At 33.6% G+C, this 14260-nt stretch carries 14 protein-coding genes and 1 tRNA gene; 3 read left to right on the forward strand and 12 right to left on the reverse strand.

Annotated elements, in window-relative coordinates; all coding sequences use genetic code 11:
- Position 1: 1 nt before the first annotated feature.
- Positions 2-832 (reverse strand): prolipoprotein diacylglyceryl transferase, encoded by an 831-nt coding sequence (locus CLV91_RS04520; RefSeq protein ID WP_245987139.1) that lies wholly within the window; start codon positions 830-832, stop codon positions 2-4.
- On the opposite strand from CLV91_RS04520, the gene dusB reads away from it, so the two are divergent.
- Positions 813-1808 (forward strand): tRNA dihydrouridine synthase DusB, encoded by a 996-nt coding sequence (gene dusB / locus CLV91_RS04525; RefSeq protein WP_121064399.1) that lies wholly within the window; start codon positions 813-815, stop codon positions 1806-1808. The genes CLV91_RS04520 and dusB overlap by 20 nt on opposite strands.
- Positions 1809-1959: 151 nt before the next feature.
- Here dusB and CLV91_RS04530 read toward each other — a convergent pair whose 3' ends face one another.
- Positions 1960-3165 carry an ABC transporter permease gene (locus tag CLV91_RS04530; RefSeq protein ID WP_121064401.1) on the reverse strand — a complete coding sequence of 402 codons (1206 nt, stop codon included), beginning with the start codon at positions 3163-3165 and terminating at the stop codon, positions 1960-1962.
- Positions 3166-3168: 3 nt separating this feature from the next.
- Complete coding sequence (rbfA, locus tag CLV91_RS04535) at positions 3169-3561, reverse strand: 30S ribosome-binding factor RbfA (protein ID WP_121064403.1); 393 nt, start codon at positions 3559-3561, stop codon at positions 3169-3171.
- Between the two features lie 70 nt (positions 3562-3631).
- Here rbfA and mce point away from each other — a divergent pair, with 70 nt between their 5' ends.
- Both mce and CLV91_RS04545 read left to right on the forward strand, forming a co-directional pair.
- On the forward strand, positions 3632-4033 hold the full coding sequence (mce, locus tag CLV91_RS04540; RefSeq protein ID WP_121064405.1) for a methylmalonyl-CoA epimerase: 402 nt from the start codon (positions 3632-3634) through the stop codon (positions 4031-4033).
- Positions 4034-4094: 61 nt separating this feature from the next.
- A tRNA-Ile gene (locus CLV91_RS04545) sits at positions 4095-4168 on the forward strand.
- Between the two features lie 208 nt (positions 4169-4376).
- Here CLV91_RS04545 and CLV91_RS04550 read toward each other — a convergent pair.
- The 9 genes from CLV91_RS04550 to CLV91_RS04590 form a co-directional block, all read right to left on the reverse strand.
- Positions 4377-4835, reverse strand: coding sequence for a hypothetical protein (locus tag CLV91_RS04550; protein WP_121064407.1), 459 nt, complete (start codon positions 4833-4835; stop codon positions 4377-4379).
- A 2-nt stretch (positions 4836-4837) separates the two neighbouring features.
- Positions 4838-5200: a helix-turn-helix transcriptional regulator gene (locus tag CLV91_RS04555; protein WP_121064409.1), complete on the reverse strand. Its 363-nt coding sequence runs from the start codon at positions 5198-5200 to the stop codon at positions 4838-4840.
- Between the two features lie 6 nt (positions 5201-5206).
- On the reverse strand, positions 5207-5749 hold the full coding sequence (locus CLV91_RS04560; RefSeq protein ID WP_121064411.1) for a hypothetical protein: 543 nt from the start codon (positions 5747-5749) through the stop codon (positions 5207-5209).
- 110 nt (positions 5750-5859) lie between these two features.
- Entirely contained in the window at positions 5860-7572 is a 1713-nt protein-coding gene (locus tag CLV91_RS04565; protein WP_121064413.1) for a hypothetical protein, read from the reverse strand.
- Between the two features lie 35 nt (positions 7573-7607).
- Entirely contained in the window at positions 7608-10076 is a 2469-nt protein-coding gene (hsdR, locus tag CLV91_RS04570; protein ID WP_121064415.1) for an EcoAI/FtnUII family type I restriction enzme subunit R, read from the reverse strand.
- On the reverse strand, positions 10073-11035 hold the full coding sequence (gene rhuM, locus CLV91_RS04575; protein WP_121064417.1) for a RhuM family protein: 963 nt from the start codon (positions 11033-11035) through the stop codon (positions 10073-10075). The genes hsdR and rhuM overlap by 4 nt, the downstream gene beginning before the upstream one ends.
- On the reverse strand, positions 11032-11451 hold the full coding sequence (locus CLV91_RS04580) for a virulence RhuM family protein (protein ID WP_121064419.1): 420 nt from the start codon (positions 11449-11451) through the stop codon (positions 11032-11034). The genes rhuM and CLV91_RS04580 overlap by 4 nt, the downstream gene beginning before the upstream one ends.
- 71 nt (positions 11452-11522) lie before the next feature.
- Positions 11523-12794: a restriction endonuclease subunit S gene (locus CLV91_RS04585; RefSeq protein WP_121064421.1), complete on the reverse strand. Its 1272-nt coding sequence runs from the start codon at positions 12792-12794 to the stop codon at positions 11523-11525.
- Positions 12791-14254 carry a class I SAM-dependent DNA methyltransferase gene (locus CLV91_RS04590; protein WP_121064423.1) on the reverse strand — a complete coding sequence of 488 codons (1464 nt, stop codon included), beginning with the start codon at positions 14252-14254 and terminating at the stop codon, positions 12791-12793. The genes CLV91_RS04585 and CLV91_RS04590 overlap by 4 nt, the downstream gene beginning before the upstream one ends.
- Positions 14255-14260 lie beyond the last annotated feature (6 nt).

Consider the following 14260-nt stretch of genomic DNA (forward strand, 5'->3'; position numbering starts at 1 on the left):
GTTATTTAAAAGACAGTATGCTTTTTATAGTTTTAGTGTAATAGAACATACAAATTATGCATAAATATTGAATGGTACTTAGGCCTAACACTAAAAAAGAGTTTGGTTTTAGATATTCTATGCAAAATCTAAAAACAAAATAGCTAATCATAAATATTTTAAAAAGCATTCCGTTTTCTAGTGTATTCTTTTTAATAAGGTATTTAATAAAACCAAAAAGTAGAAATAGAAATACTATTTCATATAGTGCTATTGGGTGTCTTAAGTACTCATCACCCAAATACATTCCAAGAAAACTATTAGTAACAATACCATAGGTAAATTCATTAGTACCTGCTAAAAAACAACCCAAACGCCCAATGATTAACCCTACAATTATAGGTAATGTAAAAAGGTCTCCAGATGATTTTTTTTCGCCTATGTATTTCTTAATCAATTCTACACCCAAAAGACCACCAAACAGGCCACCCATGATAGTTTTATTGTTTAGAATAGAAAGCCACCCTTGGTTATAATGAAGTACTGGATTTTCTAAAAAAGCAATAAATCTTGACAAAAATAAAGCTCCAAAAATGGCACCAATAATTATAGACAGTCGGTTTGTAGAGGATATTAAATCGGAACCTCTTTTCCTAAGAAATCGGTAGTATTGAAAGCCAATAATAAAAGCTAAATACTCTAAGATTAGGTGCATATTAATCTCTATTCCAAATAGAATGGGTTCATACGGAATAGAAAAGCTTAAAAACATAGAACTAAGATAGTAGCATTTTCTGTTTTTACAGCTACCGGAATAGTAGTAAATTTGCATCATGCCAAAAATTGGAGACATACAATTACCAGATTTCCCTCTATTACTTGCACCTATGGAAGATGTGAGTGATCCACCTTTTAGAGCTTTGTGTAAAGAACAAGGAGCAGATGTGGTGTATACCGAGTTTATTTCTTCGGAAGGATTAATTCGCGATGCTGCAAAAAGTGTAATGAAGTTAGACATTTATGAGAAAGAACGCCCTGTAGGAATTCAAATATTTGGTGCTAATTTAGATTCTATGCTACGCTCTGTAGAGATTGTAGAAAAATCTAACCCAGATATTATAGATATTAATTTTGGTTGTCCTGTAAAAAAAGTGGTTAGTAAAGGAGCTGGTGCAGGAATATTAAAGGATATAGATTTAATGGTGTCTTTAACCAAAGCAATGGTAGAACACACCAAATTACCCATTACGGTAAAAACAAGATTAGGGTGGGACGATTCCTCTATTAAAATTGTTGAGGTAGCAGAGCGCATACAAGATGTTGGCTGTAAAGCTATAGCTATACATGGTAGAACTAGAGCACAGTTGTATAAAGGAGATGCGGATTGGAAACCTATTGCTGCTGTAAAAAATAACCAAAGAATGCATATTCCGGTTTTTGGTAATGGCGATGTAAATACACCAGAAGCCGCTGTTAAAATGCGCGATGAATATGGTTTAGATGGCGCCATGATTGGGCGTGCAAGTATTGGGTATCCTTGGTTTTTTAAAGAAGTAAAACACTTTATAAATACAGGAACACATTTAGAACCACCTACTATGGAAGAGCGTGTTACAGCTGCACGTAGGCATTTACAAATGTCGATAGATTGGAAGGGCGAAAAATTAGGTGTTTTTGAAACTAGAAGACACTATACTAATTACTTTAAAGGCATTCCAGACTTTAAAGAGTATAGAATGAAAATGGTTACTAGTGATGATTCTAAAGATGTCTTTGCTGCATTTGATGAGGTTTTAGAAAAGTTTGGAAATTATCAGTTTCGTAGGTAGTATTTTTTAGACCTAAGTATTAAGTACAAAGTAATTAGTCATGAAACTTGGTTCTTGAATCTATTCTCTCTTCTCTTTTTTCATTAGAATTTTCCTCATTTGTCTAGGTATCTAAGTTGAGATATTTTTTCTCACCAACAGCCAACAGCCGCTAAGCAGTAATAAGTTTTTTAGAGATTCTTCTACTGGCAACTAAAGAAGCGATTATACCTAACACAATAATTGTTGCTAAAACTATTAGTACGTTACTAAAGTTATATTGCACAGGATACGATAAGGTTGGGGTAATTTTTAACCAACCAAAAGCTAACTGCGAACCAATTAATAAAGAGCCTAATAAAACACCAATAAACCCACCTAAACTAGTTACTAAAACGCCCTGTAAAAAGTAAATTTCTCTTAACTCGCTTATGGTGGCTCCTAAATTATAAAGAGTTTTAGAGTTTTGTTGTTTATCCAGAATCATCATTATTATAGCGCCAACTACATTAAAAAGAGCAATAATTAAAACCAATGTAAAAATAAGATAGGTAGCTAAGTTTTCGGTATTTAGCATTCTATAAAGAGTACTGTTTAATTCCTTTCTGTTTTTAATACTAGTTTCTGGTAAAACAGCTGCTATTTTCTTTTTTAACTCATGTAAAGTAGCACCGTCCGAAACTTTAAAGTTTATTCCAGATACTTGCGTATTTTCTTTTTCTAGTAAGGCTTGCACCAATGGTAAATCTGCAAAAACATACTTTTTGTCAATATTTTCTTCAATAACATATACACCACTCATTATTAATGCAAGCTCATTGTATGGTTTTGTTTTAAGAGTTAGTTGCGATGTATTTCCTTTTCCAGGCTTTGGAGCTAGAATAATTAATGGGTTTCTATATTGGTTAATCGTAAGACCTAATAAATTAGCAATACCAATACCAGTAACACCTTGTTTAAGGTTTATAGCCCAATCTCCGTACTGTATAGTACTATCAATACCCGTTACTTTAATGTAATTAGAATCTACCCCTTTTATATAAGCAATATGGTTTTTTTGTCGGTGCGATAAATAAACTTTCTCTTCTATTTCTTTAGAAAAAGATGTTATTCCTTTAATTTCTAAAAGTTGCTCTTCTTGTTTTGGGGTAATAGAAAAGAATTTTCCCGTTTGCGGTAAGGCTTTTAAATCTGGATCAATAGTGTTCGTATAAGAAAGACTAAATTCTTTTAGACCAGCAAAACCAGATAAAACAATAAAAAGTGCAGCAGAACCAACAACAATAACAAAAAAAGTAATGAAATTTATAATATTCACTGCATTTTGACTGCTTTTAGAAAACAGATACCTTTTTGCAATGTATAGAGGAAAGCCCAATGTTTAGTATTTTTTTCTTTTGTCTAAAAGGTCTCTATTCTCAATAGGATTTTCTTCTCCTTTTAGAGAGTCTTCTATTTTCTCTATATAATCTAAAGAATCATCTAAATAAAATAATAGCTCAGGAACTCTACGTAATTGATTTTTAGTTCGTTGCGATAACTCATGTTTAATAAGTGGTTGGTTAGACTGTATTCCTTCTAAAAGCTCTTTTGCACCTTTATTAGGAAAAATACTAACGTATACTTTGGCAATAGATAAATCTGTAGTTATGTTAACTTTAGACACAGAAATTAAGGTGCCTTTAAGTCCACCATCAATTGCGGCACGTTGTAAAATATCTACAATATCTTTTTGTATTACTCCGGCTATTTTTTTCTGTCTTTGCGTTTCCATACTACAAAAGTACGCAGAATATTGAGTAATTTAGTTTTTACGTATATTCATATCTAAAATAAGTAGCGTTTTGAAGAAAATAGAACATATTGGTATTGCTGTAAATAGTATAGAAACTTCTAATTCATTGTTTGAAAAACTATTGGGAACTCCTTGTTATAAGGAAGAAGAAGTGGCATCTGAGGGAGTTAAAACTTCTTTTTTTATGACGGGTCCTAATAAGATTGAATTGTTAGAGGCAACAAAGGAAGATAGCCCTATAGCAAAATTTTTAGCAAAAAAAGGGGAAGGTATACACCATATAGCTTTTGAGGTAGAAGATATTGTTGCAGAAATAGCTCGTTTAAAGGAAGAAGGCTTTACTATTATAAATGAAATCCCTAAAAAAGGAGCTGATAATAAACTAGTTGCCTTTGTACATCCTAAAACAACAAATGGTGTATTAATAGAATTGTGCCAAGAAATAGTATAGAAGCACCAATTTTCCTTGCACCATAATAAAATAAGTAGTAATATTGCAACCGCATTTTGCGGGTCCTATAGCTCAGCTGGTTAGAGCACCTGACTCATAATCAGGGGGTCCATGGTTCGAGCCCATGTGGGACCACAGAAAACCCTTCTAAGTCATTGATTTAGAAGGGTTTGTTTTTTATTAGGGGGCAGATAAGGGGACTGTTTTTATTGAAATAGTTTATTTACCCTTCTTTTTCACTATAAAAATAGGCTTGTTTTCATTGATTATTTAATAATTTGAATGTATTTGGCAGACTGAATTATAAATAACAACAACTTTGATATGAATTTTGTGTAATTAATTACTCTGATTCAATCCAGTTTTCTAAAATATTGATTGGATTGATAACAGGGATGACAATCGAACCCCAAGAGGAGTTTGATAAGCTTTCAAAAATGATTCCACGTAAGGTTGAATAGGAAATGCCAGCTAAAGTAGCACCAAACAACTTTTGAAAGGTAGGTTTGCCATCACTTTTAATTGTGTACATCTGCTCTAAGTTATCTATTCTATAATGAAAATCATAACGAAAGCGTGCTATACTTTGCACTCCTCTATCAGTTAAAGTAAGAATAAGGTCTAATCCCAATAAAAATCCTTTGTCATCAAGATTATGTGCACTCACATGTGCTATTTTCATATCAATAGTTTCCTCATTATTAAAAGGTTCTTTCAAATCTGAAATTGAGGTTTCTATTGATTCAATCTGGAGGAGATGAATTTTTTCTGGATCAATATGGTTTTGTTCTTTTTTTGCCATAATTAGCTAGCATAGCTAGACATAAAGCTATATTTTGGTGGTTTTTTTGAATTTTCAGTTTTTGCAATATAGAATTTTACGTACTTATACTCTTTTTCTATATGAATCAACTTTTCTCCCAATGCGTACTCTAGTTTGGCGATGGTTTTTATTGTGAAATTATGGCTACCGCTTAACCATTTACTGACCTCTGATGGTGACTTACCCATTTTTTTCGCAAAGGCAGTTTTACCTATACCTTTTTCTTTAAGTATACGGGTTATTTTTGTTGATATGGCCAAGTTATGTTTGACCATGATGTCAATTTCAGGGTTGCCGTTTTCGGCTAACCAATCACCAATAATGTTCTTTTTGTTCTTTTCCATGTTTAGTTAGTAATATAAAATCATATCATTGTCATAGTCGATATCTGTATCTTCATCTATCCATTTGATATCTTTTTCTTGAAAAGCTTGATCTATAATATTTGTAAGTTGATTTGCAAGTAAAAAATGTGTTTTTACATTAGGGCATTCTTGTGCTTGTGCCTCTGTTTTAATTGAACCGTTAAACAGAACGACCACATTTTGATTCATACGATGACAATACAGCCTTAAATTGTTTGGAGCTGTTTCTCCATCTTCTGTAAAAACGGGTGGACGCCCCATTGCATAGGGTGGAAGCCCCATAGCTTCGCCTTCGTTCTGTTCGTTTCTAAAATACCTGTCTTGTGCTCCATATTTATTGCCTATTTCTGCCAGCCATGAAAGTATATGATTTAACTTTTCAGGGTTGTCTATGGTTTGCTGTTTAACAAAGTGTTCAAATATTGAATCTGCCGTTTCTATAGGCTCTTCGTCTTTATCCAATATCACGGAATAATAACTAACCTTTTGGTAATCTGCTATATGTTTAAGGCGTACTATCCCATTCATTGGTCGGTAAATGTATTAAAAAATTTCACTTATAAGTGAAATTTTATATTAAATGTTGTGAAATAGGGTTTAAGTGTTGTAAAATAATGCTCTAAGCAATATGCTTTCTTTTACCAGAAAACATATTTACCACTGTTCTTTTCCGTTAAATACTTTTCATTGGTAAAACCCATGCCCTTATAGTATTGTTTGTCAAAAACACCTGGTAGATCAGGTGTTGTAATTATTTGGTCTACTTCTTCAACCCTATCCTCTGTTAATTCTCCTGTAAGATATCCACCACAAACTTCAAGCTCGTCGGAACAAATTAGTTTGCCATGTAATTGTTCACGAAGTATAAGATAGTTAATGAAGTCTATAGGGTCTTTTTTTTGTGCAATCATAGTCAAAAAGAAAACTTCTAAATCATCCAACTTTATTGCCCAAGGATGAGCGTCTTCTTCTTCAATTTTCAAAAGCGTAGAAAGGTCATTTTGGATTTGTCCAAAAGAGTTTATGTTTACAATAATTGAAAAATCATTTTCATTATACTTTGTTGTATCAATTTCCTCAAGAAGATTTCCTTTACTGTCCTCAATCCTCAGAGGGACTTGATTAACAAATTTTTGTTCTACTCTTTTTGTCTGTGTGTAGCCATAACCAATACAATTTTCAAAATCATCTTTAATTTTTATAAAGGCTTTGCTTGGGTCACGCATAGGTTCTCTTAAATTATAACCCTTTGCTTCTATAATAAACGCATGATTTTTCCATAAGAATAGAATGTCTTGTTCACATCCATCCACATAATAGCTTTCAAAATATTTAAAGTCTTTTTTAAAAAATTTCTTGAATAGTTCAAGCACTCTGCTTTCTAATAGTTTCCCTTTCTGCTTAATTAATTTACTTTTTAATTTTACGTTGTTGGAACAGGTCTTTTCTAGTAAATTTTCTACTGCGTGGATTATCTGCTTTACTTCAAAAACTTGATACAGGCCATTATCAATATTAACTATAGGAAAGTCATTTAAGGGATTGCCAGGCTTAGTTGATGTATAATACAAAAAACTGCCATTACCTCTTTGACATGATATACTTGCAAGAATCAGCTTAATTTTATCTAACGGTAATTTGGCTGAAATTAAATCCTCTGGTTTAAAACGGTCTTTAATTCCTTTATCAGCCATGAAAGTAAACAGCAAAATGTTTGGTGCACCCATTTTTTTTATAAAATCAGGAACATTTTCGTCAACACCTACTTTTAGTTCAGTATACGTTAACCATTCAGGTTTTATCAATTCTGGGTTAGTGGAAAATCCCTTAAATTTGGTTTGATTTAGAGTGTCAACGTCTTCGTAAAACTGAATAAAATATTCAACGGAAACGCCTGTTTCAGCTTCAATTTCCGCATTCATTGGGCCATATAAATCACGAATCCAATTGATGGTCTGTTCCTCGTAGTTTAAAGGGCCTTGATTAAAGTATGAAAGAAATGAAGGCATAGCAACTTGCCTTATTTTCCGCCATTCTTCGTCTATTTCTTCATCTCCCTTTGGAAAAAAAAGTTTGTCATATTCTCTTTCAATTTCATTTAAGAGCTGAACAATTTTGTTCCACTTTTTAGGAATGAATTGAACCTCTCCACTTGGCATTGAATCAGAACTTAACATAAGGCCACCTAAAAAGTAAAGTTGACGTAAAGGTGAAGACAACTGACCCAATTCTTCTTGGGCAGCACCATTTGCGATGCAAGTAGTTAGGAACGCTAAATCACCCAAAAACCATTGCGTGTCATAGGTTGCTATTAAATCTTTTAACTCCTGTGATTTGGTTTCTAAACTCATTTTGTTTTATTTATCAAAAATAATCACACCAACAATTACCCAGCCTCACCACTATACAAATACTGTTGAAACCCAATAAATGATTCACGTATCGATTTTATATCTCCTAATTCACGCTTGGCGTCTGCAATAGCTTTGTATTTCAATTCTAATAAATTCGGAAGTTTAGAATCATCTAACTCGTCAACGCCTTCTTTTATGTATTGTTCCAACACAAAATTTAAAAATTCTTGTTGCTTTTGGTTGTAATCATTCATTTGAATTTTAGCTCTACTTGCTCTTTCTAATCTTGGAACAAGGTCTTTGTGATAAGCTACATAACTTAATACATCAAAAAGGTCGCTTTCTTCTCCATGAATTAGATTTCTCAAATCTTCTAGTTGCGAATTTGTATAGCCTTTTTCGCTTAATTCCTCTAATAACTTTTTACGTGTGCTTGGCAAACTCCAAATCTTGCGTAATTCTTTTTCATCTGCTACTAAGCCGGGTAAATCTCCATAAAGTTGATTCATAAATTCTTCGTGTCCAATAGGTTTTCCATCAGGACTCCAAAACGTTGTTTTAACAGTGGCATCTATTTCTCTTTCTTTACCATCAGACAATTTTATTTTAATCAATACTGAAGGTTCTTTTTCGCAAATACAAGGTATATTATCGCATAGGTCACAAAGTTCTTCGTCTGGTTTTTCGCAGGCACAAGGTTTTACACCACATTTTTGACATATTTTTGGAGTGCCTCCACCTGTTGGTGGTTCGGGTGGTAGTGGTTCTCCGTCCCATTCTGGATCATTAAAATGCTCATGTGCTTTTACAAAATCATAGACCGTAAAATAATCTTTACCATCAAAAAGGCGTGTACCTCTACCCACAATTTGTTTAAACTCTACCATAGAATTTACAGGACGAAGTAACAGAATATTCCGTATTTCAGGTGCATCTACTCCTGTGCTTAATTTTTGTGATGTTGTTAAAACAGTAGGAATAAGCTTCTCGTTGTTTTGAAAATCGGCTAAGGCTTGTTCTCCACGGCTACCATCTTCGGCAGTTACACGTTTACAATAATCTATACTCTTGCTATCGCTTTCTTGATTAATAATATCTCTTATTGCAGCTGCATGTACTTGTGTAGCACAAAATACTAGTGTTTTATGATTTTGATTTACTTCACTTAAAAATTTCTTAACTCTAAAACGCTCTACTTGGTCTATAATAATTTTTCTACCATAGTCTTTATAAGTAAACGTATCGCCTACTTCAGCAACACCGCTTATAACCGTATCATCTGCTGTTACGGTATATTCATCATAATTTGTTTGAATTTGTTTTACCCTAAAAGGTGTTAAAAAACCATCATTAATACCATCTTTTAAAGCATAGGTATAAATAGGTTCTCCAAAATAATCGTACGTATCTGCGTTTACATCGCGTTTTGGTGTTGCTGTTAAACCTAACTGAACAGCTGGTGAAAAGTATTCTAGTATTTCTCGCCAACTACTTTCGTCATTTGCACCACCTCTGTGACATTCATCAATAATGATAAAATCGAAAAAGTCAGCATCATACTCCCCAAAATTAAATTTAGGGTCACCGTATTCAATACGTGGCTCTGCAGCTAAATCATCAGATTCTTCTATGTCAACTCCCTCTTCTCTAACTTCGGTCATAAAAGACTGAAAAATGGTAAAGAAAATACTACCGTTTTTAGGTACTTTACCTGTTTTTCTAATTTCTGAAGGCGTAATTCGTTTTTTTATATTCTCGTCTATGGTATCAAAATCATTAAATGAATTAAATGCCTGATTAGCCAGTATATTTCTATCTGCCAAAAATAAAATTCTTGGTGCTCTTGTCGCATCTCGTTTTAAATTCCATTTGGCATGAAACAGTTTCCAGCATAAATGAAATGCAGTAGCTGTTTTACCTGTACCCGTTGCCATAGTTAATAACAACCTATCTTTCTTTTCGGCTATAGCATCTAAGCATTTTTCTACTGCGGTGCGCTGGTAATAACGTGGTAAGTATTGCCCTTTAAAGAGCGGAAAAGCAATTTCTCTAAAACGTTCTTTCCAATTAACTATTTCTACCTTGTAATCTTCTTTAGGTGTAGGAAAACACATTTCCCACAACTCTTGTGGTGTTGGATATGTAGATACATCACCTTCTGTGGCTTCATCCATATCTACACCATAAATTTCTTGGCCATTTGTACAGTAGGCAAAACGCGTGTTTAACTTTAAGGCATAGTCTTTTGCCTGTGCCAAACCATCTGTGTAGTATTTATCTCTTGCTTTGGCTTCTAAAACAGCTAATCTTCTTCCTTTAAACTCTAATACATAATCGCAAGACAAAGGTTTTTTTCTTAGGTTTTCTCCTTTATGATTTTTACCAATAATTCTACCAGAAGTAATTACCTCTACTTTTATGCGGCTTTCTGGCACAACACCCCAGCCTGCTGCTCTAAGTGCTGGGTCTATAAGGTCTAGTCTGGTTTGTGCTTCGTTCATTTATTTCGGTTTAAGACGCTTATTGCTAAACGTTTTACGATTTCCATTTCTTCTGGTTTGCTAGATGCAATAAACAGCGTTAATGTAGCCAATGTATCATTACTTATAACAGGTTGGCCTTCTGCATTGAACAGCATATGATTATGTTCTAAAAATTTTAAAAAACAGGCTGCTGCTATACGCTTGTTTCCATCTACAAATGCATGGTTTTTTACTACCAAATACAAAAGTGTAGTTGCCTTTTCTTCTAATGTTGGATAGAAGTCATTTTCTCCAAACCCTTTTCCTATTTGTGCCACTGCACTTTCAAAACTTTGGTCTTTTTCTTTACCAAATACATCGCTGTCAAATTCAGTTAGCATTTGATTGATTAGTTTTTGATACGTTTCTAAACTTGGATACTTTGCTATTGTTGTGGTTAAACCTTTAGCATCTAATGCTTCGTGGTCATAATCATCTAATAAGCTTAACCCTTTAGCAAATGTTTCTAAAATGGCATTGTCAGATGATTTTTCTTCAATAGCAATGCTAGCAGCTCTTGTTAAAATATGAATACCATCTTTTAGTAACTTAATTTCTTGTTCTTTTTGCGCTAATCTTTTTTCATTAAGTGCGTAGCCTTTAACTAAATAGTCTTTTAAAATAGTATTTGCCCATATTCTAAAAGCAGTTCCTTTTTTAGAATTTACTCTATAACCCACTGAAAGAATAGCATCAAGATTATAAAATTCTACTTGATAAGTTTTTCCATCAGAAGCAGTTGTTGCATTTTTTGCAACAACTGAATTTTTCTCTAATTCTTTATTATTGAATATTTTATGTAAATGTCTTGAAATAACAGATTTATCCCTACCAAACAGCATTGAAATTTGATTAAGGTTTAACCATAAAGAATCTTCATCATAAGTTACTTCAACGTGAACCAGATTTTCATCTTCATAAATTATTATTTCACTCATACCAATAGTTCTTTTTGCGCTAATCTTTTTTCATTAAGTGCGTAGCATTTAACTAAATAGTCTTTTAAAATAGTATTTGCCCAAATACGAAACTGTGTACCCTGTTTAGATTTTACGCGATAACCAACAGATATGATGACGTCAAGATTGTAATGTTTTACTTTTTTGGATTGTTTTTTTCCTTCTATTGCACCGTGTTGAGTGGTGTGTCGGAAATCCCGACATACCACTTTCTCTTCAAGTTCTCCTTCTGTAAACACATTTTTTATATGCTCGGTAATGGTTGTTCTTCCTTTACCGAAAAGGGCTGCCATTTGAGCTTGAGTTAACCAAACAGTATCTTGCTCAAACTGCATATTTATTTGAGTAGAGCCATCTTGGGCTTGGTAGATTTCTATTTGGTTTTGCTCTTTCATTCTATTTTAACTTGTGCAAATACGTCACAAGTTATCTATTTTTAAACTGTCGCATATTTTGCACCTGTTACTTATTCTATGTTAACTGCAAACTCATTACTGCCAGCTACTGACTGATTTGTTAACTCACCTGCAAAGGCTTTTTGAAGTATGGATTTTTTGAGTTCTTCTAAATCTTCAAGTTTTTTAGTATAGTTAGATTCTATTTGAATCGTCTGTTTACTTATAGTTTCAAGAGATTTCACTAATTTATCTTGCACATCTATACTTGACGGGAAACTAATTTTAAAATTTTCAATTTGAACTTTTGTTATAGCTTGTCTTGTTGCTCCTTGTGCACTAATCCCTAATAATAGGTTTTTAGTTTCTTTTGAAGTTAATGCAAAATGAAGAAACTTATAATTCATAATCCCTTCTTTAAGTCTGATTATAGAAACGTGTTGATTAACTCTTGCAGGTAAAAATGAATTATCAACGATACAACAACGTGCTACAGAAGCTCCAGTAATATTCAATAATACATCGTTTTTCTGAATTGTAACATTATCTAATTTACTTGCTTGTTCATCATCAATGAATGCAAGCTTTTTTTCTCTAAAACCATCATCATGAACATTCATACTTCTTATTAATGAAATACCAGAATCCTTATATGAAGCTTGTCCTCCTCTTGGTGTTGCTCCACTACCAATTTTAGTCGTAATTTCTTTAAGCGTCTTCTCCTCCCAACTAGCACCTTTTTGACTAAAAATGTCATTGAGTTTAGATTGAAACAACTCTTTTGCGTTTTCTATGTTTGTTGAGATGTTGGCTTTGGCTTGGTCTATAGCTGTAAACGCTTTGTCTAATAGCGCTACTATTTGTTTTTGTTCTTTGAGAGTTGGAAAGGCTATATTTAATTTTCTTATTTGTCTAATAGTCAATTGCTGCAATGCCGTACCATTAGTATTTTCATTAATATAATTTAAAACTGAAGGTGAGTCCAAAAAATGAAATAAAAAGCGATTATTAATCTGTTCATTACATCTAAACCAAGCAACTTGCGAATTTAAATTTGAGCCATTAAATCTTTCATCTACAATCGCTTTTTTCCCTACTTGGCCACGATTAGTGAAAAGTATATCGCCAGTCTTTAAATGTCCCTTTTTTAAAATCTCATGTTTTTCAGCACTTATAAATCTCATATCTTCAGGGCTAACTTTACCATCAATCAAATTAGTACCTCTAATAAATGGAATTCCTTCCGAAACCATTTCACTTGCTTTTGGATAATTACCGGAATGATTTCCATCACCTATCTTAACAATTTCCTCTAATAATTTCACAGTCCAATCCTCTCTCATATCAACTCTTTAATTGATTGAAGAATAGTATTGGTTTCAGCATCCAAGCTTTCCATTTCGGCAAGAATCACTTCAGGCTTACGTAAAGGTGTTTCTTCTGGTGTGTTTGGGTTTTTGGTAGATAAATCGAAGGTAGTACCGTCTATATCTGCTACTTTAATGGTCCAAGATGTTGAGGACTCAGGTTTTGTTTCTGCTTTCGCAAAAGCGGTAAACTCTGCCATGTCTTTATCATTTAAAGGGTTTGTTTTCCCCATATTCCTGCCAGGGTCTAACTGGTAGTACCAAATCTTTTTAGTAGGTTCTCCTTTCGTAAAAAACAAGACAACGGTTTTAACACCAGCACCTGTAAAGGTACCGCCTGGTAAATCTAAAATAGTGTGCAGGTTTGTGTCTTCTAATAACAATTTTCGCAGGGCAATAGAAGCGTTATCTGTATTGCTTAACACGGTGTTTTTAATAACAACGGCTGCACGACCACCTGTTTTTAAACTCTTTATAAAGTGCTGCATAAACAAGAAAGCGGTTTCTCCTGTTTTAATATCAAAATTTTGCTGTACTTCTGGGCGTTCTTTACCGCCAAATGGTGGGTTTGCTAATATAACGTGGTAACGGTCTTTTTCTTGTATGTCGCGTATATTCTCACCTAAGGTATTGGTATGTATAATATTGGGTGCTTCTATACCGTGTAAAATCATATTCATGATACCAATTACATAGGCCAAGTTTTTTTTCTCTTTACCGTAGAGTGTGTTTTCTTGTAATGTTTTTAGGTTGTCGGTGGTTTTATCCATGCGCTCGTACAGATACTCATAGGCTTCTACCAAGAAACCACAAGAACCTGCAGCACCATCGTATATTTTTTCACCTATTTGTGGGTCTATTACATTAATCATGGCACGTATAAGCGGTCTTGGTGTGTAGTATTGGCCACCATTACGCCCTGCATTCCCCATGTTTTTAATCTTGGTCTCGTACAAGTGGCTTAATTCGTGCTTGTCTTTTGAGGCTCTAAAAGGCAAACTGTCTGCATATTCTAAAATCTCGCGCAAGTTGTAACCAGACTGAATTTTGTTTTTCAGTTCTGAGAAAATCTCTCCAATTTTATATTCTATAGTATTTGCAGAATCTGCTTCTTGCTTAAACTTTGCTAAGTATGGGAATAGTTTACCATCTACAAATTGTACTAAATCTGTACCCGTAAGTGCTACGTGGTGGTTTAGGTTTCCTTCGGTGTCTTTAGGCATTGCCCAATTTGCCCATCGGTATTCTTCATCAAGGATAAAGCTGTATTCTTCGCCTTTTAATTCGGCTTCGTCTGCTTTGTCTTGTTCTAGCTCGTCTAAGTAACGTAAGAACATGACCCAAGAAGTCTGGCCTATGTAATCTAACTCACTATCAGACCCAGAATCTTTGTATAGTAGGTCGTCTATATTTTTAAATGTTTGTTCGAAACTCATTTATGA

The organism is Maribacter vaceletii (assembly GCF_003634105.1).
Lineage (GTDB): Bacteria > Bacteroidota > Bacteroidia > Flavobacteriales > Flavobacteriaceae > Maribacter_B > Maribacter_B vaceletii.